The 22,407-nt window shown below is 46.0% G+C and carries 16 protein-coding genes; 8 read left to right on the top strand and 8 right to left on the bottom strand.

Annotated elements, in window-relative coordinates:
* Positions 1-43: 43 nt before the first annotated feature.
* The 4 genes from AC1DP6_RS28805 (at position 44) to AC1DP6_RS28820 (ending at position 8,598) form a co-directional block, all read left to right on the top strand.
* Complete coding sequence (locus AC1DP6_RS28805) at positions 44-1,228, top strand: FecR family protein (RefSeq protein WP_477057971.1); 1,185 nt, start codon at positions 44-46, stop codon at positions 1,226-1,228.
* 247 nt (positions 1,229-1,475) lie between these two features.
* Entirely contained in the window at positions 1,476-4,799 is a 3,324-nt protein-coding gene (locus AC1DP6_RS28810; RefSeq protein ID WP_477057972.1) for a TonB-dependent receptor, read from the top strand.
* 18 nt (positions 4,800-4,817) lie between these two features.
* A complete protein-coding gene (locus AC1DP6_RS28815) occupies positions 4,818-6,251 on the top strand; it encodes a RagB/SusD family nutrient uptake outer membrane protein (protein WP_477057973.1) in 1,434 nt (477 codons plus the stop codon).
* A 1-nt stretch (position 6,252) separates the two neighbouring features.
* Positions 6,253-8,598 (top strand): right-handed parallel beta-helix repeat-containing protein, encoded by a 2,346-nt coding sequence (locus AC1DP6_RS28820; RefSeq protein ID WP_477057974.1) that lies wholly within the window; start codon positions 6,253-6,255, stop codon positions 8,596-8,598.
* A 75-nt stretch (positions 8,599-8,673) separates the two neighbouring features.
* Here the strand turns inward: AC1DP6_RS28820 and AC1DP6_RS28825 are convergent, their stop codons facing one another.
* Positions 8,674-9,507 carry an alpha/beta fold hydrolase gene (locus AC1DP6_RS28825; protein ID WP_477057975.1) on the bottom strand — a complete coding sequence of 278 codons (834 nt, stop codon included), beginning with the start codon at positions 9,505-9,507 and terminating at the stop codon, positions 8,674-8,676.
* Between the two features lie 107 nt (positions 9,508-9,614).
* On the opposite strand from AC1DP6_RS28825, the gene AC1DP6_RS28830 reads away from it, so the two are divergent.
* On the top strand, positions 9,615-10,211 hold the full coding sequence (locus AC1DP6_RS28830; RefSeq protein WP_477024307.1) for a TetR/AcrR family transcriptional regulator: 597 nt from the start codon (positions 9,615-9,617) through the stop codon (positions 10,209-10,211).
* Between the two features lie 5 nt (positions 10,212-10,216).
* Here AC1DP6_RS28830 and AC1DP6_RS28835 read toward each other — a convergent pair whose 3' ends face one another.
* Positions 10,217-10,777 carry a dihydrofolate reductase family protein gene (locus tag AC1DP6_RS28835; RefSeq protein WP_477057976.1) on the bottom strand — a complete coding sequence of 187 codons (561 nt, stop codon included), beginning with the start codon at positions 10,775-10,777 and terminating at the stop codon, positions 10,217-10,219.
* A 103-nt stretch (positions 10,778-10,880) separates the two neighbouring features.
* Between AC1DP6_RS28835 and AC1DP6_RS28840 the strand changes: the two genes are divergently transcribed.
* Positions 10,881-11,462: a PhnA domain-containing protein gene (locus AC1DP6_RS28840; RefSeq protein ID WP_477057977.1), complete on the top strand. Its 582-nt coding sequence runs from the start codon at positions 10,881-10,883 to the stop codon at positions 11,460-11,462.
* Between the two features lie 121 nt (positions 11,463-11,583).
* Here AC1DP6_RS28840 and AC1DP6_RS28845 read toward each other — a convergent pair whose 3' ends face one another.
* The 4 genes from AC1DP6_RS28845 to AC1DP6_RS28860 all read right to left on the bottom strand — a co-directional run bounded on the left by AC1DP6_RS28845 (position 11,584) and on the right by AC1DP6_RS28860 (position 16,406).
* Entirely contained in the window at positions 11,584-12,798 is a 1,215-nt protein-coding gene (locus tag AC1DP6_RS28845) for a glycosyltransferase family 87 protein (protein ID WP_477057978.1), read from the bottom strand.
* A gap of 207 nt (positions 12,799-13,005) precedes the next feature.
* On the bottom strand, positions 13,006-13,992 hold the full coding sequence (locus AC1DP6_RS28850; RefSeq protein ID WP_477057979.1) for a transglutaminase family protein: 987 nt from the start codon (positions 13,990-13,992) through the stop codon (positions 13,006-13,008).
* 12 nt (positions 13,993-14,004) lie between these two features.
* On the bottom strand, positions 14,005-14,940 hold the full coding sequence (locus tag AC1DP6_RS28855; protein WP_441576046.1) for an alpha-E domain-containing protein: 936 nt from the start codon (positions 14,938-14,940) through the stop codon (positions 14,005-14,007).
* Between the two features lie 17 nt (positions 14,941-14,957).
* Positions 14,958-16,406, bottom strand: coding sequence for a circularly permuted type 2 ATP-grasp protein (locus tag AC1DP6_RS28860; protein ID WP_477057980.1), 1,449 nt, complete (start codon positions 16,404-16,406; stop codon positions 14,958-14,960).
* 340 nt (positions 16,407-16,746) lie between these two features.
* Between AC1DP6_RS28860 and AC1DP6_RS28865 the strand changes: the two genes are divergently transcribed.
* Both AC1DP6_RS28865 and AC1DP6_RS28870 read left to right on the top strand, forming a co-directional pair.
* Positions 16,747-19,137: a glycoside hydrolase family 2 protein gene (locus AC1DP6_RS28865; RefSeq protein WP_477057981.1), complete on the top strand. Its 2,391-nt coding sequence runs from the start codon at positions 16,747-16,749 to the stop codon at positions 19,135-19,137.
* A gap of 182 nt (positions 19,138-19,319) precedes the next feature.
* The gene (locus AC1DP6_RS28870) at positions 19,320-20,486 is read left to right on the top strand and encodes a hypothetical protein (protein WP_477057982.1); all 1,167 of its coding nucleotides are present in this window, start codon (positions 19,320-19,322) and stop codon (positions 20,484-20,486) included.
* A 57-nt stretch (positions 20,487-20,543) separates the two neighbouring features.
* On the opposite strand, the gene AC1DP6_RS28875 is transcribed toward AC1DP6_RS28870, so the two are convergent.
* Together AC1DP6_RS28875 and AC1DP6_RS28880 are read right to left on the bottom strand one after the other, a co-directional pair.
* Positions 20,544-21,377, bottom strand: a complete 834-nt coding sequence (locus AC1DP6_RS28875; protein WP_477057983.1) for a ThuA domain-containing protein — start codon at positions 21,375-21,377, stop codon at positions 20,544-20,546.
* Between the two features lie 71 nt (positions 21,378-21,448).
* Positions 21,449-22,339, bottom strand: a complete 891-nt coding sequence (locus tag AC1DP6_RS28880; RefSeq protein WP_477057984.1) for a LysR family transcriptional regulator — start codon at positions 22,337-22,339, stop codon at positions 21,449-21,451.
* Positions 22,340-22,407: the final 68 nt, after the last annotated feature.

Below are 22,407 nucleotides of genomic sequence, written 5' to 3' on the forward strand. Positions count from 1 at the left end.
TATTTTTTCCTGCCCGACTCACTTATATAGTATAACGGGCATTATGCAGGATTTACAACAAGCCATAGAAAATTACCTGGCAGGTAAAGCTAGTCTGGAAGAACAGCAGTTAGTCAACAACTGGTACTATTCCTTTAATGATGAAGGAATAGATATTCCGACTAATGACAGCGCGCTGCGCGAAAAAATCCGTGACCGTATTCAACAGCGCCTGCAACAAACATTGCAGGAAAGCATGTCGTTTCCCGGACGCCCCGCTTTTTTCTACATCAAAAGGATGGCCGCGGCCATCCTGTTACTGATCGGTTTGGCCGGTACCACCTGGCTTTTTCTCTTCTCCCGAAAACATACTACGCCAGATAAAATGGTGGCAGTCACTCCTCATCCCGGCAGCATTGTACCTGGCGGCAACAAGGCCGTGCTGATGCTGGCTAACGGCGATAGTATCCTGCTGGACAGCGCCGGCAATGGCATGCTCAGTCAGCAGGGAGGCACGCGCATCATTAAACTGAACAACGGTATGCTGGCTTATAAAGCCACTAATGCCGCCGGAGAAGCGGTGGCCTATAATACCATCCGTACCCCCCGTGGTGGCCAATACCAGGTGACCCTGCCCGATGGCACCGAAGTATGGCTCAACGCTGCTTCGGCCCTGCGATTCCCTACCGTTTTTACCGGCAGTAGCCGCGAAGTAAGTCTTAATGGCGAAGGATATTTTGAAGTGAAACCATTCATTGATAGCAAAGGACAAAAAATCCCTTTCATTGTAAAAGTCCTTTCCGGCAAAGACGAGATGAAAGTAAAAGTGTTAGGCACCAAATTTAATATCATGGCTTATGAAGATGAAGCCACCGTAAGCACTGCCCTGCTGGAAGGTTCCGTAGCGGCCACCAGCACCCGGGACAGTGTGATGATCAAACCCGGTCAACGCGCCAGCCTGGCCCATGGACAAAACACCTTTAAAATGGGTACGGCCGACTTTAAAGAAATATTAGCCTGGAAAAATGGAGAATTCCGCTTCCGCGAAGCAGGCATCAAAGACATTATGCGGCAGCTGTGCCGCTGGTATGATGTGGAAGTGGAATACCGCGAGGTCGCAGATAATGTAAAATTGTCCGGCATTATTCCCAAAACAGAAGATATCTCCCTGCTGCTGGACGCGCTGCAGGCCACCGGAAAAGTACATTTCGAAGTCAACAACCGGAAAATTATCGTACAACCATTATAGGGTTGCTTTACCCTTACCACTTAAAATATCAACCACATATGAAAACATAATCTTTTACCTGGCCGCCACATAAAAAACCGGAAGTGCTTCCAACACTCCCGGCAAAATATCTGGACCGCCAGTTTCGCAGCCACACATTGACTAACTGAAATTCAGCACATCCAAACTATACAAAAATATGGAACCACACTCCATTATCAAAATTCGGTTGTCCGCCAATAGGCGACCCAGACAAATATTCCTGGTTATGAAACTGACTGCAAGTCTTCTTTTATTAACGCTGCTACAGGTAAGTGCCAAAACATTCTCCCAGTCGGTGACCCTGAAAGGGCAACAGCTGCCGGTGGAACAAATTTTTGACCGCATTAAAGACCAGACGGGATACGCTTTTGTGTATGATGCCGCCCTGGTAAAAAAAGCGCACCTGGTAGCGCTGGATATTAAAAATATGCCGCTGGCAGACGCCCTGCACCTCATCGTCAAAGATCAACCCTTTACCTGCGAAATCAGGCATAAGATCATTGTGGTGAAAGAAAACAGCACCCCTAAACTGGTCGCCATCAGCTCCACCATCGCTCAAACGATCAGCGGTAAAGTGCTGGACGAAAAGGGTAACCCGGTAGAAAATGCCACCGTGACATTACTTCCCGGCGCCAAAGGTGCACTCTCCGATGCCAAAGGCGGCTTCACCATTACCGGCGTAGCTCCCGGCAGCTATACTCTGCGCGTGAGTTTTATTGGCTTTACTACGTATGAACAGAAGGTAACCATCGACAAAGATCTCAGCAACCTGCAGATCGTTTTAAAGGCATCTTCCAGCTCATTAAATGATATCGTGATCGTTGGATATGGCGCAGCTAAAAAGTCGGACATTACCGGCGCTATTTCCTCTGTTACGTCAGACGAAATTACCCAGGTGAATGCGGTATCGAATGTATCCCAGGCATTACAGGGCCATGTAGCCGGCGTACAGGTAAACCAGGCCTCCGGACAACCGGGTGAGTTTATGCGCATCAAAGTACGTGGTACCACCTCTATCGGCGCCAGCAGCAACCCCTTATATGTGGTAGATGGATTACCGCTCGATGGCCTCACCTCCCAGCTGAATCCTGATGATATAGAAAGACTGGAAGTGCTGAAAGATGCTTCTGCCACCGCTATCTACGGTTCCCGCGGCGCCAACGGCGTTATCCTCATCACCACCAAAAGAGGAAAAACCGGTAAAGCGAGGGTATCGTACAACGGCTATTACGGTGTACAGCAACTCCGTAAAAAAATGGACCTGATTAATGCCCATGATTTTGCCACACTGCAAAATGAAGTGGCACAAAACGACGGCACCCCGCTACCATGGACGGCCGCACAAATCGACTCTCTCAGCAGTAAAGGCACCGACTGGCAAAACCTGGTATACCGCAAAGCACCTGTACAGGACCATAATATCTCTATATCAGGTGGCAACGAAACCACGAAATACTTTACGTCCTTCGGTTACTTCAAACAGGATGGTATCATCGAAAACTCTTCTTTCAGAAGATTTTCGTTCAGAACAAACCTGGACCAGGTCATCAACGATCATTTTAACGTCACGTCCAACTTGTCCCTGCAGCAGTCTAAGTACGTGCAGGCACAGTACCAGGGCGCAGAAGGTGGCGGTGGTGTACCCTGGACCACCATGGTAATACCGGCTACGCAACTGGTATATAATGCAGATGGATCCTACACCCGCTTTACCGGTGTACCCTGGGGCGAAACCAATCCGGTAGGTATTTCCAAAGAATTATACCAGCCTTCCAACGCCACCCGCATCATTGGCAACGTGGCACTCAATTATAAAATTATTCCGGGTCTGCTGTTGAAACTCTCTGCAGGCATCGATAAGAATGATATCAAAGAAGATTATTACGCGCCTGGTACCATCACCATCGGCCGTGGTACTGATAAAGACGGTAACCCGATTTCCGGTGTAGCCAGAAGGAACTACGCGAACAACCTGACCTTTATCAATGAAAATACACTGAGCTATAACAAAACTTTTGGTCATCATACCATCGATGCAGTAGGTGGTATCACGTACCAGCAAACCAGTGCGGATGGTCTGAAAACCAATGATGCCACCGGTTTTATTTCCGATCTCTATAAAAACAATAATTTAGGTGCTGCCGTAGTACCCGCGCAGCCCTCTACCAGCTATAGTGATTATAAACTCGTTTCTTACCTGGGCAGGATCAACTATAATTACAAGGGTAAATACTATGCTACCGTTACCGGCAGGTATGATGGCTCTTCCAAATTTGGTAACGACAATAAGTTCGCATTCTTTCCTTCCGCCGCTATCAGTTGGAATGTGTCACAGGAAGACTTCCTGAAAAACAGTCCGGATGTTACCAACCTGAAACTGCGCCTCAGTTATGGTGCCGCCGGTAATCAGGCTATCAACCCGTATCAGACCCTGGCTTCCATGAGTGCTGCTACGGTGGTATTTAATAACACCCAATACAATGGGTTTACGCCTTCTTCTTTACAGAACGCAGGCCTGAAATGGGAAACTACCCGGCAGTTTGATGCAGGATTCGATCTCGGTCTGTTTAAAGACCGCGTGATGATCACCGCAGATTATTATAACAAACGCACCAGCGACCTGCTGTTGTCGGTGAACCTGCCTTCCTCCAGTGGCTACAATGATGTAATACAAAATGTAGGGGTCATAGAAAACAAAGGCTTTGAATTCCAGGTGAACACACAAAACCTGACAGGCGCCTTCAAATGGGGATCAGACATCACCTTCACCAGCAACCGCACTAAAGTACTGGATCTGGGCAAAGACGCGCAGGGCAAGGAAATTACTTACAAGGAAATTGGCGCCGGCGGTAACTGGTTCCCTACCATTGTAGGACAATCCATGATGCAGTTATATGGCTACACCGTTACCGGTGTATACCAAACGGATAAAGAGGCCGTCGACAACGGCGAACCAGCTAAACATGCCGGTGATTATAAATTTAAAAACTGGGACGGAAAAGGTACCGTTAACGATGCGGATGATCGTACCGTGATCTCTCACCTGGAACCGAAGTTTACGTTTGGCTTCAACAATAATTTTTCTTACAGAAACTTCGACCTGTCTATCCTGTTCGTAGGTTCCTATGGTAATGATATCGTGAATGAGTTCCGTAAATACAATGTTGCCATGAACGGAAAATGGACACCTACACAAGCCGCTTTTGATAACAGGTGGAGAGGGGAAGGTACCAGCAATACCATTGATAAACCTTCTGCCAGCAGTGGCAACTCCATTCGTGATTATGCTAACACGTTATGGGTGGAAGATGGTTCTTACCTGCGCGTGCGTGATATTACCCTGGGATATACTTTCAATGCAAAGCAATTGTCTTTCGCGAAACTATCCACTATCCGCGTGTATGTAAGTGCACAAAACTGGTTAACGCTGACCAACTACTCCGGTTATGATCCGGAAGTATCCTGGGCTGTTCCTACCGTGAATGGATGGGACAGGGGAAACTATCCTTCTACCAAATCAATTACGGTAGGTGCTAAAGTTAATTTTTAACATTGTAAATGTTGAGAGATGAAAAACTGCTTGTTATTACTTGTCTGCATATGCCCGGCTATCTTCCTGTTGCCGGCCTGTTCTAAATTACTGGAAGAAAGTCCGCGTTCTTCTATCAGCCCGGATACTTATTTTAAAAATCCGGAAAGCTATGAGTCCGCCGTTATCGGTGTGTACGACGGGCTGCCGCTGAACATCACAGAGCTGAATGAAATGTTCTCCGACATCTATGGTACGCCGCAGCCGGGAGAGCAGGTATTGCCTATTTATCAGAATCAGCCTTCCGCTAATTTCTATACTTCCCGCGATGCGTGGGGCATACCTTTTAAGATCATCAAGAATGCCAATTTTATACTTGAGAAATTACCGCTGGCACCGTTGGCAGATGCAAAGAAAACACAGCTGACAGCAGAAGCCAGGTTCCTGAGAGGCTACGCTTTTTTTTACCTGGTGCAGATGTTCGGTGATGTGCCGATGCCATTAAAAGCTGCCAGCAACTACCAGGATGTACAGTTGCCCCGTACACCACAGGCGGAGGTATACACACAGGTGCTCAATGACCTGGCGTATGCGGAAGCCAATTTGCCGGAAGCAGCTCCTCAGCAGGGCAGGGCATATAAACTGGTGGCAACTGCGGTGTTGGCAAAAATATATCTTACAATGGCCGGTAACCCGCTCAATAAAACAGAATACTATGTAAAAGCAAGAGATAAAGCGCTGGCGGTAATTGCTTCCAATAAGTTTACTTTAAAAGATAACTACGCCGACGTGTTTCATAACGTCGCTTACACCAGCGAATCTATCTGGGAAAAACAATACATCCCTGGTCGACTGGGCAACCCTATGCAGGGGCAAACCTGTCCGGCGCCTGGTTATGTACCTATCCTGTTGCCAGCTACCTGGTTTATCAACAGCTTTGCTGCCGGCGATCAGCGCAAAGCCTGGGGGATCAAAACCAATTACCCTTTACCAACAGGAGGTACGTTGCCGTCATTTTTTGCGAAATTTGTAGATCTGACCACTATTGATCATAACATCGGGCCTTCAACTGCTTTGGTACCTTATTCTTTTCCGATATTGCGGCTGGCAGAAATGTACCTGATTGCAGCGGAAGCAGAGAATGAAGCGAATGGGCCGGCGTTGGCCTACCAATATGTGAACAAGATCCGTTGGCGCGCAAGGATAGATAAGAGCAGCACCACAGCAGTACCGGATCTGAAAAACCTGAGCAAGGATCAGTTCCGTGATGCGGTGCTGATGGAACGTAAATGGGAGTTGTCGAACGAAGGGACGGCATGGTTTGACCTGAAACGTACCAATACTTTCCAGCGTATACAGACGGTGCGTGGTGCATCGCTGAGCGTACCTATTGGCGTGTATAACCAAACCTGGCTGATACCAACACAGGAAATTACCAATAATAATATTAAACAGAATCCGCAGTATCAATAGTATGAAACAGATCTTCTTCTTTTGTTGTATCATGCTCACCGTTCAACTGGCCGGTGCGCAAACCGTTTTGCATGTCTCTGGAAATGGCAATGACCGCCAGGCCGGCACCGCGGCAAAGCCTTTGAAAACAGTTAACAGGGCAGTAGAACTGGCCATGAAACGGAAAGGAGAACAGGTAAAGGTGTTGCTGCATGGCGGCACCTATTACCTGGAAAAGGAAATCAACTTACAGGCTGCTAGCATGACCTGCAGCAGTCTTGAGATCAGTGCCTATCAACAGGAGAAAGTCTTCATCAGTGCCGGCAGGTTATTATCGCTGCAATGGAAGCCCTGGAAAAATGGTATCTATGTGGCAGCAGTGCCGGCAGGCGTTACCTTTGAACGCCTGTATGTAAATGGTCGTCTGCAGGTGCTGGCGCGCTATCCCAATTATGATTCCACCGCAAAAGTATTTCACGGCACGGCCAAAGATGCCCTGGACCATGCGCGCAAATGGCAGCATCCGGAAAATGGTTATGTGCATGCACTGCATGCATCCGACTGGGGTGGTTTTCATTATCGCATCACCGGTAAAAAAGATACCACCCTTACCCTGGAAGGTGGCTGGCAAAATAACCGCCCCAATGGCATGCATCCGGAATATCGTTTTGTAGAAAATAACCTCGAAGAACTGGATGTTGCCGGTGAATGGTACCTGGATAATAATGCCCGTCAATTGTATTATTACCCTTCGGGAGATGTGCAACTGCCGCAGGCCCGCGTAGAAGTAGCCCGTTTGAAAAACAGCATCGTATTACGCGGATCTGCTGCTGCCCCGATAAAAAATGTGACCCTGCGCGGACTACATTTCTTACACAATGAACGCACGTTTATGGATACCCGGGAGCCGCTGCTGCGCAGCGACTGGACCATCTATCGCGGAGGTGTGGTATTGTTCGATGGTACAGAAAACTGCCACATCACCGATTGCGAGTTTAGTGAAGTGGGCGGCAATGCGATTATGCTGAGCAACTATAATTATCATGATACGATCAGTGGTTGTTATATTCATCACCTGGGCGCCAGCGCGGTTTGTTTTGTGGGAGATGTGAAAGCAGTGCGGTCGCCCAGTTTCAGGTATGAAGACTTCACACCTTATGCGCAATTGGATAAAACACCCGGCCCGGCCAGCAATAATTATCCGAGGGAATGTATAGTCACCAACAATCTTATTCACCATGCCGGCGAAATAGAAAAGCAGGCCACTGGTGTGGAGATAGAAATATCTTCCGCCATCACGGTGAGTCATAACAGCATTTATAATACCCCACGTGCCGGTATCAATATTGGTGACGGCTGTTTTGGCGGTCACCTGCTGGCATACAACGATGTATTTAATACGGTGATGGAAACCGGTGATCATGGCGCTTTTAATTCGTGGGGGCGTGACCGTTACTGGGCACCCGACCGCGCCTACATGGATAGTCTCACTGCGGTACACCCGGAATTGATTCTGCTGGATGCGCAGCAAACCAACACTATCCGGAACAACCGTTTCCGCTGTGACCACGGCTGGGATATAGACCTGGACGATGGTTCCTCCAATTATCATATTTACAACAACGTATGCCTGAATGGCGGACTAAAACTGAGAGAAGGATTTCAGCGGGTAGTAGAGAATAATATTATGGTCAACAACTCTTTTCATCCGCATGTTTGGTTTAAACAAAGCGGTGATGTGTTTACACATAATATTGTGACCCGGAAATATTTCCCGATCCAGATCAGTGACTGGGGCAAACAGGTAGACTATAACCTGTTCCCGGATGCAGCCTCCTTGCAGGAAGCACAACAAAATGGCACCGATTCACATAGCATAGCAGGGGATCCGCAGTTTATCGATGCGGCCCGGGGCAATTACCGCGTAGCGGATAACTCACCGGCTTTGCGTATTGGTTTTCATAATATCGCGATGGATAGTTTTGGTGTGATGCAGCCGGCACTGCGGAAAATAGCACTGCAACCGGAAATACCGGTATTCTTGAATCAGAGTAGCACTGCTACTGCTGGTGCAGAAGGACTTGCGTTGCTGGGTGGAAAAGTAAAATCAATTGTGGGACTAGGGGAGCGGTCTGCTTATGGCCTGGCAGATGAATCCGGCGCTTTGGTACTTAGCACCAGTGAAAACAGTTTGTTGTCATCTTCCGGAATAAAAGTGAAAGATGTTATCATTACCGCAGACGGGAAGAAGGTAAAAACAGCCAGCGACCTGCTGGATATTGTAAAAGCCGCTGCCTGGAAAGATAAAATTCCGGTGATGGTGATGCGTAATCAGCAGCCCCGGGAAATCATACTCCGGCTGAAATAAATGAATAACGGTAGTACCGTTCAGCTATCTGCAAAAAAAACGTGATACCATTGGGGTGGTATCACGTTTTTTTTGTCAGGCAAGAAACCGGATGATTTCGTTGGCGACGGTTTCCGGTGCTTCTTTATTTTCCGGTGAGAGATGGCTCAGGCCGGGAAGTGTCTGGCATTGTGTATTGGCGATCGTATTGGCCAATAGTTGATTGGTAGTATGTACAAATTCGGGGCTTTTCTCTCCGGCCATCAATAATATGTTGCTATTAATCTCTTTGTAATGGGAATAGGTACCGCTTAGCTTTTTAATTTCTTTATGCTCATTCAGGTTGGTCACCAGCATTTCATCTATTTCCTGCCAGTGATCGCCTCTTATCATCATACGAAGTATGAAGCCGGCGAACCATTTGGGCATCTTGCTCAGCGGTGTATGGCCGGCACCCTGTACAAAGCTGGTGAAGGCTTGTCTGGGTTTTCCTTTTTTCAGGGCTTGTTCATAGGTGTTGATCCATTCCCAGGTGGCAGGGTTATCCTGAACAGAAACGCCGGGTTCGTACAAAACGATGCCCTTGAAGCCGGGATACCTGGTGGCTGTTTCCAGGGTTACCAGTCCGCCAAAGCTATGGCCAAATATATAAGAGGCGCCGGTAGCGTCCTGCAGGGCTTTTACATCTTCACATTCTTTGCTCATGCCGTAGGAACCGCCTTGTGCGCCGCTGGCGCCGCGTCCGCGGCGGTCTATGATATATACAGTAAAAGCTTTGGCCAGTATGGTGGCAATCCTGGTGTAATCGGCTGATGTGCTAAGTGTACCTGGTACAATGATGAGACCGGGGCCGTTGCCGCCTTGCTGATAACTAATGGTGGTGCCGTCTGTGGATTGAATGCTGGAATATGTAAACAAGTTCGTAGTCATCGTGATTGTTTTATGATTGAATAATGTTTCAATGATAAAACAAAAGTGATTTTATTTTTCGAATAAAAAAAATTATTATTGAAAAATATTTCAATAATAAAGAACAGATGCCAAAGCAAAAGGAGCAATTTGAGGAAATGAGACAGCTGACCATCGCCCGGTTAAAAAAATCGGGGCTGGAGCTTTTTTCCAGGAAAGGCCTGGCAGCCACCAATATCAAAGAGATTGCGGGGCATACGGGAATCAGCCTGGGGTTAATGTATCATTACTTTTCGTCCAAAGAGGAACTGTACCTGCTGCTGGCTAATGAGGCCATGGATAAATCCCAGGCATTATTTGACCAGCTGCAGGCACAGGATATCTCTGTAAAAGAAAGGATCACACAGTTTCTTGCAGCATTTATGCAGGGCGTACATAAAGAATCCGGCATTTATTATTTTATCCTGATATCGCAGTTATTTGAAACGGGCAATAAAACGGAAGACCGGAAGCTGATGAGCCGAAAGATGCAATCCATCAGGAACCTTGCTGCCATTGTAAGTGAAGGACAACAAACCGGTGAATGTGTACCGGGAGATCCGTTTGATCTGGCGGTCACCTTTATTTCTGCCACCCAGGGTTTGGCCGGTTTTAAGCTGATGTTCAAAGATAAATTTCACATGCCGGATGCGGCGGTACTCACCCGTATATTGCTGAAAGGATGATGGGGCTACCGCCTTGGCTGGTATTGCAACAATACCGTTCCGCTTTTGAATGTTTTGGCCTGGATCAGCTCCAGGTCCAGCTGTGTGGTTAATCCTTTGAAAATGGAGCTGCCACTGCCCAGTGCCACAGGGTCTATCATAAACTCATACGCATCAAATAAACCCGCAGCAGCAAACTGCGTGAGGATGCTGCCACTGCCCAGCAGGGTCATATCGTGTCCAGGCGTTTGTTTCATTTTCCGGACCGCGTCCACGATATCACTTTTTATCAGCCGCGTATTTTTCCAGTCGGCTTTATCCATGGTCCGGGAAAAGACGATCTTATCCGCGTTATTCATGCCGGCAGCCAGTTCCGGGGTATGCGCTAATGCCATGGGAGTAGGCCAGTAACCGGCCATATGCTCATAGGTGATACGTCCGAATAACAAGGTATTGCCGGATTGGAGCATATCGGTGGCAAAATTGCTTTCTTCTTCGCCGTGCCGGTGCCAGCTGAGATCTCCTTTGGCGGGCCCTTCAAAATAACCATCCAGGGTCATGAAGTTGAATACTGTTAACTTTCTCATGAAATTAGCTTTAGTTACTATTATAACAAATGAACCGGCGGGAATAGGACCGCAACCCCAAAAACATTACCTTCGTGCACATTTTTTTACAACAAGGGATATTATGAAGCTGAACGAACTATTACTGCAAAGGAGTGACAATAAGTGTGAACTATGCCAGGCCACTGATACATTGAATGTTTATGAAGTGCCTCCTCAATCTTCCAGCGATCAGGATAATTGTATTATGATCTGTGAACAATGTCAATCACAGGTTGAAAAGAAAGCGGAGCTGAATAGTGAACACTGGCGTTTTTTATCCGATTCTATGTGGAGCGAAATACCGGGTGTGCAAATCGTTTCCTGGCGCATGCTCAACCGCTTAAAGCATGAAAGCTGGGCGATGGACAACCTCGATATGATATACCTGAATGATGAAGCATTGGCCTGGGCAAAAGCTACCGGCGATCATGATAATGATGCCGCTGTAGAACTGCACCGGGACTGCAATAATGCCGTGCTGCAAAATGGTGATTCCGTAGTGCTGATCAAATCCCTCGATGTAAAAGGTTCTACCCTGAATGCAAAAATGGGTACTGTAGTAAAGAATATTCGTTTAGTAGAGGATAACACCGAACAAATTGAAGGTAAAATAGAAGGACAGTTGATAGTTATTCTTACGAAGTATGTAAGAAAACAAAGCTAGTTAGGAATTAGGAATTAGGAATTACGAATTAGGAATTACGAATTACGGATTTGTGGGGAGATAGCAGCAAATGGTCTCCCCACAAATCCGTAATTCGTAATTCCTAATTCGTAATTCTTCTCTACGCTGCCTTAAGATGTTTTTCCACGATCACCACTTTGCTTGTTTGTGCTACAAAGAATGGTTCCAGCACAATTTTCATCCATACAATGGAACAGAAAACTGCTTTTACGGCATAAGGCTCCACATATGTTCTGGCAATCCAGTACGGCGTAATCAGATCAGTAGAAGAAAAAGAAGTAAATACCAGTGTAAGCACTGCCAGCGTGGTATTTAACCGGGTAGGCGGTTGTGTGAAATACCAGATAGCTACCCCGGTCAACGCAATAATATAAGTAGGCGACTCACCTTTGTGATTAAAAATAACTACCCATATCAGTACAGACGCCAGCATATTCAAATTAAACTTCGTTTCCCTGCTGTATAATATTTTTATAAATGGCAGGATAAAGATGGCTGCTGCAGTGAGCATGAATGCCTGTTTGGAGATATCCATATTAAACCAGGTATGCCACCAGCCCATCACAGATACACCATAAGATGCGGAGTAATCATTGGCCAGCAAATGTGCCCAGCTCTTGTAAAGGAAGGTTAGTTGCTCCGGAGAAATGACCAGCAACGGCATCACGGCAAGCACCAGCGTCCAGAAAGCCGTGTATAAAGCTGCTTTCCAGCGTTGCGGATACAGCAGGAACAACGACAAGGCCACGATGCCAAATATTTTGATATAGATGGTGATCACCAGCAATAAAGCGGCCAGCCAAATTTTCTTGTTCTCCATGCAATGCCATGCGAGGATGAAAAAGCCGGTGATCAGCACGTTGATTTGTGAACTGGTCAGCGCAATCATCATCTCTATGGCGAGGAACAGCAACAGGATAGATTGTTGTTCTTTTTTCACCGGCAGCTTCCTGATCGCAATCAGAAATACCACCACATTCATAATGTTCCAGCAAATCAGCGCCGGCACATCCGGCATCCACGCAAAGGCACTCATCCACATGGCGAAAGTAGGACTGTATTTATACAGATCATAATACTCCGCCGGATATAATACATAGAGGTCCTGATTGTGTACCAGGTGCGACCACGCATCTTTGAAGATCAGAAAGTTATTGTAACGGGTCCATTTCTCCATATCCTGAGAAGAATACCAGGCGTGAAATGATATGCCAACGGCCATCAATAAGAACAGTGTATACAGGTACTTCGGAGGAATGTTGCTAACTGCGCGACAGATAGCATCCCAGCGGCCTTTCATGGCTATGCGTTGCATGTTACTCTTTTAAAGTTGTGACAGTTTCAGTTGTAGTTACAATTCTTCGTATTAGGTTGTTAAGCGCAAAACTATATAATTTTTTCTTTATTTGTGAATTATGAAATTGTTTTAAGAAATTAATAGCAAATCGCGGCAGGGCACGCCAGTTGCCCATTTTGCCATTGGTCGACAGGATTTCCCGGTTCAACCGGGAAATCCGTGTATTCATTGCTGTTGTTGCTGCTGTTGTTGCATAATATCTTCCAGATGGCGCTGATAACTATTTTTTTGAGGTTGATGTGACACCGGAATAGGTTTCGCTGCCTGTTTGAGTGGTGTAAGATTGTCGGCCTCAAAATGATCATCATCCGCATAACCAACAGATACGGTCACTTCCAGTGTATGTCCGGAGCCGCCGCTGTACACGCCCTTTACCGGGGAGCAATCGCTGAAATTTCTGCCTACCGCCAGTCGTACGTGATTTTCATTGGCAATGCAGTTATTGGTAGGATCAATACCCAGCCAGCCATATTCAGGAATATATACCTCTGCCCACGCATGAGTGGCGCCTTCTCCCCGCATTCCGTTTTTATTCGGACAAATATATCCGCTTACATACCGCGCCGGAATTTTTATAAACCGCAGCATAGCAGTGAGCACATGCGCAAAATCCTGGCATACACCCGCTTTCAGCTCCAGGATTTCTTCCAGTGTACTATCTACAGTAGTAACGCCCTTGATATATTCAAAATGAGTATACACGTAATCACAGCATCGTACCGCTGTTTGGTAAGGCGTATCGTTTGTTTGTTTTAATTCGAGAGAAGTATCCCGCAGCAGTGCTGCATGATCAAACATTTCCTGCTTGAGGTAATCGATGTAGGCCACATCGTATTGGATGTCGTCCAGGAGCTGCCACTGTGTAGCAGGCGGGAGCTCATCTTTGGGCAATGGCCTGGCGGTGGTTTCCACGCAACTTCCTGAGAAAATTTTTAATTCATGATGTGGTTCATGCTGCGTAAAAATACCCACCTCATTGCCATAATAATCTTTAAATACTTCCACTTCCGGATGATGGGAGATGTTGAGTTCGTGCCGGATAACCTTCTGGTACTCATCTTTTATGGGATACAGGACAATTTGGTTGGCACTGTCGCGTACCGGTGCTTCATAGGTGTAATGTGTGAGGTGTTTTATTTTAAAAACGGGCATATACGATAAAAGTTAAGCGTTCGCGAAATAGTATTCATTTAAAAGATTGCCGATGCCATATAATTCACTGCGGATTTTAACAAGATAATTATGGAGGCCTTCTGCTTTCATACTGTTGACGGAACTATACGTGATGGTGCTGTTCAGCCGGCCGATGTTAAAAGACAACTGGTTATAATGATCTATATTTTTATCACTTTTCAGCCGTTCAAAATAGCGGTGAATATTATGCACGGCGTACTTGGCGGATCTGGGAAAGTCGTTGTTCAGCATCACGAGTTCCAGCACATTTTCTGCTTCGAAACCTTTGCGGTAAGTTTTCAGATATAGTTCGTAACCACCAAGAGATAAGAGCAGATGTTGCCAGTAGGAAGTATCCGTGAGCAGATCGGGGTTGTTGGAGATAGAAATGAATTTGATATCGAGGATATCGATCGACTGTATACTTCTTTCGAGGTATTTGCCGATGCTCATAAAGCTCCTGCTTTCGCCGCGTTCCATGATGCTGCCGGCGGTGCCGTAATAAAGCATGACCTGTTTGATGAGGATGTCGAGTGCGGTAACAGGATCATCTTTTTGTACATACCAGAGCAATTTGGGATCTTTTACGGTATGATAATATTCATTCAGGCATTGCCACAGATCTTTGGCTATATGCTCCTGTACGCTGCGGGCGTTTTCCCGCGCCAGCGTAATCATGTTGATGATAGAGTTGGGATTGTCGCGGTTAAAAAGAAGATATTCCACTACTGAGCGGCTATCGTTTTTAATAGCCGATGTTTCGGCTGTTTCACCGCCGGAAGAAATCCGGATCACCGGCGTCCAGGTAAACTCCTGGATGGTGTCCTGGGAGGACGCGTAGTTAATTTTCAGCATTCTCAGGATGCCGTCACTGCGTTCTACGTACCTGCTTAACCAATATAAACTGGATGCTACTCTGCTTAACATAGGCGATAGATATAAATTTAAGATGCTAAAACCCAGGTGTCTTTACTGCCACCACCTTGTGAACTGTTTACTACGAGCGAACCTTCTTTCAGCGCCACCCTGGTAAGACCGCCGGGCACAATAGAGATACCATCGGGGCCTACGAGCGCATAAGGCCTTAAGTCTACCCGCCGCGGTTGCAACATACCATCCATATAACAAGGGGCGGTAGACAGGCTGATTGTGGGCTGTGCGATGAAGTTGCGGGGATCTTTGAGTATTTCTTTTTTATAATTTTCGATATCGGTTTCACTGGCCGCATGGCCCATTAACATGCCATAGCCGCCGCTTTCATTGGTTTTCTTGATCACCATTTTGTGCATGTTATTGAAAACGTATTCCTTGTGTTCGGGGTTACCTAAACTGTAGGTAGGTACATTTTTCAGCAGGGGATCTTCATTGAGATAATAGCGGATCATGTCCGGCACATAGCTGTATACGGCTTTGTCATCGGCTACGCCGTTGCCGGTAGCATTAATGATCGCCACATTGCCTTTGCGGTAAGCACTCATTAAACCGGCTACGCCCAGTATACTTTTAGGATTGAATACGAGGGGATCAATAAATTCATCATCTACTCTTTTATAAATCACATCTACCTGTTGCAGGCCGGTGGTGGTTTTCATGTACACCTTCTGATCCCTGACTACCAGGTCGCGTCCTTCCACCAGTTCTACCCCCATGAGGCGGGCCAGCGTAGTGTGTTCGTAATAAGCGGAGTTGTACATACCCGGACTTAATAACACAATGGTAGGATTGGCTACTGGTCGGGGTGACAGCGCAAGCAGGTTTTTATACAGGATTGCCGGATATTCTGTTACGCTGCGCACCTTGCATTGGGGGAGCAGATCAGGAAAAAGCCGTTTGGTGATTTCCCGGTTCTCCAGCATATAACTGACGCCGGAAGGGGTTCTGAGATTATCTTCCAGCACATAAAAAGTACCGTCATAATCCCTGATCAGATCTATGCCGGCGATGTGGATGTAAATGTCATAGGGTACGTTCAGCTGATGCATTTCCCGTAAGAAGTGAGGGCAGGAGTAGATTAATGAGGCCGGGATCACCTGATCTTTGATGATAAACTGGTTGTTGTATACATCTTTCAAAAAAAGATTTAAAGCCTTTAAACGCTGCTTAATGCCCTTTTCTATAAAAGACCATTCTGCGCTGGTGATGATCCGGGGAATGATATCAAAAGGAAAAATCTTTTCTATTCCTTCTCCGCTGTCGTATACCGTAAAGGTGATACCCTGACTCATGAATAATCGTTTGGCCAGTTCCTCCTTTTTATTCAGATCATTGGCAGATTCATTTTCCAGGTAGCCAATGATTTTATGATACTGTTCCCGGAGGTGATTATCAGAAATGTACATTTCATCCCAGGTGTTGGAGACATGCTGATAGCGGTTGAGGTTTATAGTATTCATATTTGTAATATTTTATCTATTCCATGACGAAGGGTCGTTTTTTCAATAATATACACAGAATAAATTAAAAACTACAGAGATGATACGTTTATTTTTGGCATTATGCCGATAAATAAATATATTATTATATTTAATAATAATAGTAAAAGATGAAAATAATGAGATTAACATCTTCCAAAAGTTAGGGCTGTTTAATCCCCGATAATTATGTATATTTTGATGCTTTTTGTTTAACGCCCGGACCTGTTTCAGCGACGAATTATATCATCAACCGATTTTCATAGCCTTACCCCTGCCGCAGTACTCAATTAACCAATAAAGAATAATTTTCAACATCACTATGTTAAAACTAATCGTCAAACATTTGTTGCCAGCCACGGCCATGTTCACTATTTGTATGCAGCTGTCCGCACAGCAGGGATATAAAATGCAGCCCATCGCCATTCAGTCGAGGTGGGCGAAAGAAGTAACTCCCGAAAATGCGCTGACAGCATATCCCCGCCCTCAGCTGGAACGTAAAGACTGGCAAAACCTCAACGGCCTCTGGGAATATGCCATCACCACTGCGGAAGCAAAAGAACCTGCCAGGTTCGATGGACAAATACTGGTGCCCTTTCCCCTGGAATCGGCCCTGTCCGGCGTAAAGAGAAGTTTACAACCGGAACAACGCCTCTGGTATCGCCGGAAGATCAGCATCACTCCGGTCGGCGGAGAAAGAACCCTGTTGCATTTCGGTGCGGTAGACTGGCAAACCAAAGTATATCTTAATGGCAAAGAAGTAGGTACTCACACCGGCGGCTATACGAACTTTACCATTGATATTACGGCTGCTGCAAAAACAGGAGAAAATACGCTGGTGCTCAAAGTGTACGATCCCTCCGATCGGGGCATTGGCCCTCACGGTAAACAGGTATTGAATCCGGCTGATATTTATTATACCCCCAGCTCCGGCATCTGGCAAAGCGTATGGCTGGAAAAAGTCCCCACAGATTATATCTCCGGTCTTCATATCACACCGGATATCGATAACGGAATATTGAATGTAACGGTGAATGCACCCGCAGGTTATACCGTAGAAGCAGTGGCCTTAAAAGCAGGAACCGAAGTTGGCAGGATTAAAGGCAACAGCGGCGTAAAGCTGCCGCTGAAAGTGCCGGATGCCGCATTATGGTCACCCGCCAGCCCTTTCCTGTACGACTTATCCGTGACTTTGCGGAAGGGAAATAAAACGGTAGACCAGGTGAAAAGTTATTTCGGCATGCGGAAAATTTCCATTGGTAAAGATGCAAAAGGAGTGGATCGCATCCTGCTTAATAACAAACCTTACTTTAACCTGGGCACCCTGGATCAGGGCTTTTGGCCTGATGGTTTATACACTGCGCCCACCGACGAGGCGTTGTCGTTCGACATCAAAGTGATCAAAGCCATGGGCTTTAATACCATCCGTAAACATATTAAAGTAGAGCCGGCAAGATGGTACTACTGGGCAGATAAACTGGGCATACTGGTATGGCAGGACATGGTGAGTCCTAATCATAGTTTGCCGGAAGGCGCCAAAGCAGCCTTTGAGCAACAATGCAAAGAAACACTCGCACAATTACAAAACTACCCTAGCATTACTACCTGGGTATTGTTCAACGAAAAGTGGGGACAATTTGATCAGCAACGACTAACGGAGTGGATTAAACGTACAGATCCTTCCAGGCTGGTGAACGGACACTCCGGAGAATATCTCTACGTAAATGATAAACTGCGCAGTCCCAGTCCCAATGCATATATCAGTGCAGACCTGACCGATGTACATAGTTATCCCAACCCCATGAATGCGATCCGGATGCCTGGCAAAGCACAGGTGCTGGGCGAGTTTGGCGGCATCGGCGTATTTATTCCGGATCATCAGTGGAATGTGAGCAGTGCCTGGGGATACATCCTGGAAAAGCCCGGTGCACTCAAAGCGAAATATGCCATCATGAATCAGCACCTGCAACTCCTGCAGCGACAGGGCTTATCTGCCAGCATCTATACCCAGCCATTTGATGTGGAAGGAGAACAGAACGGATTACTTACCTACGATCGTCAGGTAGTGAAAATTCCTTTCGCGGAAATAAGGAAAATACATGCAGCGCTGAATCCGGATATCGGTCCTGTGCCTGAAGTTACTGCTGCAGATGCAGATATCACAGAACCCGCTGCCTTGTACAGCGCTGTACTACAGGAATATATAGATGGAAAAAGAGAACCGGAGTTTTTACGAAAGATGGCGATGATGGCCGTACAGGCCGGCGATAAGGAAGGTGCCGCCATGGCAGGTGCTGATTATTTTGCGATGATGAAGCAGCCATATTCTGAAGAAGATCTCCGTTACGTGATGCAGGTAACCGGCAGCACCAGGGATACCGGATTCACCATTATCCGCAATAATGTAGATGCTATCGATAAAGCCATGGGTACCCGGCAAGCCGCCGTGAAAATGATGAACCTGATTTACCAGGATCTCATTGCACCAGCGGTGCCGGATGGTGGCGCTAATCCAGACTGGTCATCCATCTATGCCAACGTAAAACCTTATGGTGCCCCCGGCGAAGAAATATTTCTACGGGCAAAAACTATTTACCTGTTGAATAAACAGGATAAAGCAGGGTTTATACCGGTGGCAAAAGAGTACCTGGATAAGTATGGTCAGTTTGTGAAATTGTCTGAAAAAAAGAAGATAGAAGCGTTTATGAACTGAAGATAAAGCGTAAGAACGGTGGACAATTGTCCACCGTTTTTTTCGTGGCTCGTTTTTCTCACTTTCTTTGTGGCGAAATCCGATTCTTTTGTAATTTGAAAAAGTTAATCCGGTTTTGCTGCAACCTGATCAGATGCTTTAAAACTTGTTCGAGTACCTATACCTTTTAATAGAATAAAAACATGAAAAGACTATTGATGCTGTTAGCTGTTCTGACAGCTGTAACTGTTAATGCCCAAAACACAAATCTCATTGGTCCTACGGGTAACATTGGTATTGGCACCACTAGCCCCACCAGCAAATTGCAGGTGTTTGATAATAATCGAAATTATTATGTGAACCGTCCGATTGTCGGGCAAACATTAGATTCACAGGGCCCCAATTATCTCCTGCTCCATGAAATTTATGCAGGCACCAATTTGGAAGACAGGCATGTGATGGGAAAAATCACCAGTATAAGAGGGTTGGCRGGATCCTCTAACAGGAAGTGGACTGTAGAGGTAAACACTTCAGCGGCATATAATATGAATTTAGGAAGCATGGTTACCTATAATGAAATGGCAAGACTAGTAACTGTTGCATACAATAGGGTAAATTATCTTGCGGTGGAAATAAATAATGGATCTACGCTTTATTATTTTTCGTTTACAGGCTACGCCAGTAATGCTACTCTTCAATTGGTTAAAAACACGGACGTAACAAATGTGTTGGCATTTGACAGTAATCCTATCGGCATTCCTGGTAGTCTCGCTATTGGTATCCCTGTAGGTGGGGCCAGTCTGGTGGTAGGCGGTGGCCCTATATGGACGAACAATAGCTGGACAAAATCAGTAAAGCTTTTTAACGGATCAGCCATCGAGTTAGCCGGAGATCAGCGATCATTTGGAATGGGAACCAGCGGTGGAAAATTTTATTTCTTTAATGCAAATGTGAATGGTTCCGGTTCTGCTAATTATTATATGATAGCTGATGGGACTACTGGTAATATGTCTATCGGAGGTACTAATCCCGACCCCAATTACAAACTGGTTGTGGAGGGCACATTGGGGGCCCGCCGCATTAAAGTGGCCCAAACCGGTTGGCCTGATTATGTATTCCATGGCGATTATAAACTTCCATCCCTGCAGGAAGTCGAAGACTTTGTTACCACCCGCCACCATTTACCCGGCATTCCTTCAGAGAAAGAAGTGACGGCAGATGGATTAGATCTGGGTGATTTTGATAAGCAATTACTGAAGAAAGTAGAAGAATTGACGTTATATATTATCCAGCTGAATAAAAATGTAGATAGCCTGAATAAAAAGGTGGCGGCACAGCAGGAAGTGATAGCGGAGCTTACAAAGAAATAAATGCACTTATATAGAAATAAAAAACGCCGGGATGAATGTATTCATCACCGGCGTTTTTTATTTCCGGGTACCCATCCACTGCAGGGCATCCAGGATTAACTTATCCTGCGTTTCATTCGCAAAGGTGAACGATAATTCCTTATTGGTGTGGTGTTCATAATCGATATCATTATGCCCCATATTCAGGTAAAGCATTTTATATTTTTTATTGGTCCATACCACAGGATAATATCCACTATGCCATATTTCGTATGGCTTAGGACCGGTGCCCAACGGGAAGCTGCTGGAATCTATCGACAGCAGTATGCGGATGTCCGGATTTTTGCGCAGGTCATTGCTCCAGCGGTACCATTCATTTGGTGCAGCCGAAAAGGTATCCGGTAAATTCCTGGTGGCCGGATGCTGATGATCTTCTACCCGCAATACGGCGGAAGTGGGCCGCCAGGTGTTGCTGCCATAGGAGCCGGAGCCGAGAAAGGTGTTGTGATACCAGTCCCAGTTTTGCGGAAAGTCAGAAGGGGTAAGGGCAAAGGCAGAGAAATGGAATCCTATCCAGCCACCGCCTTTTTCCATATATTCCTGGAATGCTTTCCGTTGTGCCGGATCATCCGGACGGGTATCCAGGAAAATTACTACCTGGTAATCAGACAGAAATGCCGGGTTGAGATTTTTCCAGTTGTTGGTGGAGTCGTAACTGAAATGATATTGTGCCGCCATTTTTGGAAACCATGCATTGGCTTCATGTACAAAACTGATATGTGCCTGGTCATTTTTAGCCGTATAGAAGGCAATTACTTTGAATTTGGGGGTATGCTCCTGGGCATAGCCTATGGCGCTGCCAATCAGGCTTAAAATAAGCAGGAGGAGGCCTTTGTGGAATCTTAGCTTCATAAAATGAGTAAATGAATAACAAAATAACTCATTTAGAGAGAATATTCTTTTTTTTCGTGCAAGGGTATTCGTTAGTGCATGTTCAGCAGGTCCCTGACTATTTTAACCCGGTTGCTGGCCGTTTTGGTAGGATCATAAGCCAGGTAAAGGGTATTGAGTGCCGGTACAACACCTTTCCAGACTTCCTTCAATTCCCCGTTTTTAATACTTTCTCTTGCCATATAATCGGCCGCGATGGCTACGCCTTTTCCATGACGGATAGCTTCGAGAATGATGCCGCTATCCGGTATGGTGAATTGTGGTTTTAAAGCGGGCCTTTTTCTGAAGTTTTCCCGCCAGAATCGTCGTATCACCGGCAGGTCGCTGCTGTAGGCAAACCACTGCTGTTCGAGGAGCCATGCTTCCGCAAGGGCCATTTCTTTTTTCTTCAGGAAGTTTTTGAACGGCCGTACATCCAGGTCGGGATGAGATATTACCAGGAAGTGTTCTGTAACAATGGGTTCGTAAGTAATATTTTTCTCTTCAATTAATTGTGTGGCAATTACGAAGTCGAGGTCATTTTTTTGCAGCCGGCTGATCAGGTCTTTAGTAAGACCAAATTCAACAATGAAGTTCGCCGGTGCGCTGCTGATACGTCTGGCTACTTCCGCCTGGAAGTATTCTTTTACGGTACCGATATGTATGTTGGGCAGTTGTTTGGTCATACAGAGGTGCCGGAATTCTGACTCTACATTTTCCAGTTTCTCTAATGGTTCTACTACCTGGGTGTAAAACTGTTTACCGTAATCGGTAGGTATTATTTTAGGTTTGCGCTCAAAGAGTTGTTTCCCGATATGCGCCTCCAATGCCGACAGGTGCTGGCTCACATTGGGCTGTGAAATAAACAGCAGTTTTGCCGCTGCTGTCAGCGATCCTGTTTGATAAACCGCTTTAAATGTCCTGTACCATTCCAGATTAACCATCCTGTAAGTTATAAATATTTTTATGAGCTTTCATAAATCATATTATTTTCTTTATATAATAAGGAGTG

Source organism: Chitinophaga sp. 01L420 (assembly GCF_056399985.1).

Bases quoted from the DNA above. Each gene is read 5' to 3' on its own strand.
- AC1DP6_RS28845 (WP_477057978.1), bottom strand. From the start codon at position 12,798: ATGCAACGCATAGCCATGAAAGGCCGCTGGGATGCTATCTGTCGCGCA.
- AC1DP6_RS28825 (WP_477057975.1), bottom strand. From the start codon at position 9,507: ATGACTACGAACTTGTTTACATATTCCAGCATTCAATCCACAGACGGC.
- AC1DP6_RS28810 (WP_477057972.1), top strand. From the start codon at position 1,476: ATGAAACTGACTGCAAGTCTTCTTTTATTAACGCTGCTACAGGTAAGT.
- AC1DP6_RS28835 (WP_477057976.1), bottom strand. From the start codon at position 10,777: ATGAGAAAGTTAACAGTATTCAACTTCATGACCCTGGATGGTTATTTT.
- AC1DP6_RS28860 (WP_477057980.1), bottom strand. From the start codon at position 16,406: ATGAATACTATAAACCTCAACCGCTATCAGCATGTCTCCAACACCTGG.
- AC1DP6_RS28830 (WP_477024307.1), top strand. From the start codon at position 9,615: ATGCCAAAGCAAAAGGAGCAATTTGAGGAAATGAGACAGCTGACCATC.
- AC1DP6_RS28820 (WP_477057974.1), top strand. From the start codon at position 6,253: ATGAAACAGATCTTCTTCTTTTGTTGTATCATGCTCACCGTTCAACTG.
- AC1DP6_RS28815 (WP_477057973.1), top strand. From the start codon at position 4,818: ATGAAAAACTGCTTGTTATTACTTGTCTGCATATGCCCGGCTATCTTC.
- AC1DP6_RS28805 (WP_477057971.1), top strand. From the start codon at position 44: ATGCAGGATTTACAACAAGCCATAGAAAATTACCTGGCAGGTAAAGCT.
- AC1DP6_RS28875 (WP_477057983.1), bottom strand. From the start codon at position 21,377: ATGAAGCTAAGATTCCACAAAGGCCTCCTCCTGCTTATTTTAAGCCTG.
- AC1DP6_RS28865 (WP_477057981.1), top strand. From the start codon at position 16,747: ATGTTAAAACTAATCGTCAAACATTTGTTGCCAGCCACGGCCATGTTC.
- AC1DP6_RS28855 (WP_441576046.1), bottom strand. From the start codon at position 14,940: ATGTTAAGCAGAGTAGCATCCAGTTTATATTGGTTAAGCAGGTACGTA.
- AC1DP6_RS28850 (WP_477057979.1), bottom strand. From the start codon at position 13,992: ATGCCCGTTTTTAAAATAAAACACCTCACACATTACACCTATGAAGCA.
- AC1DP6_RS28840 (WP_477057977.1), top strand. From the start codon at position 10,881: ATGAAGCTGAACGAACTATTACTGCAAAGGAGTGACAATAAGTGTGAA.
- AC1DP6_RS28880 (WP_477057984.1), bottom strand. From the start codon at position 22,339: ATGGTTAATCTGGAATGGTACAGGACATTTAAAGCGGTTTATCAAACA.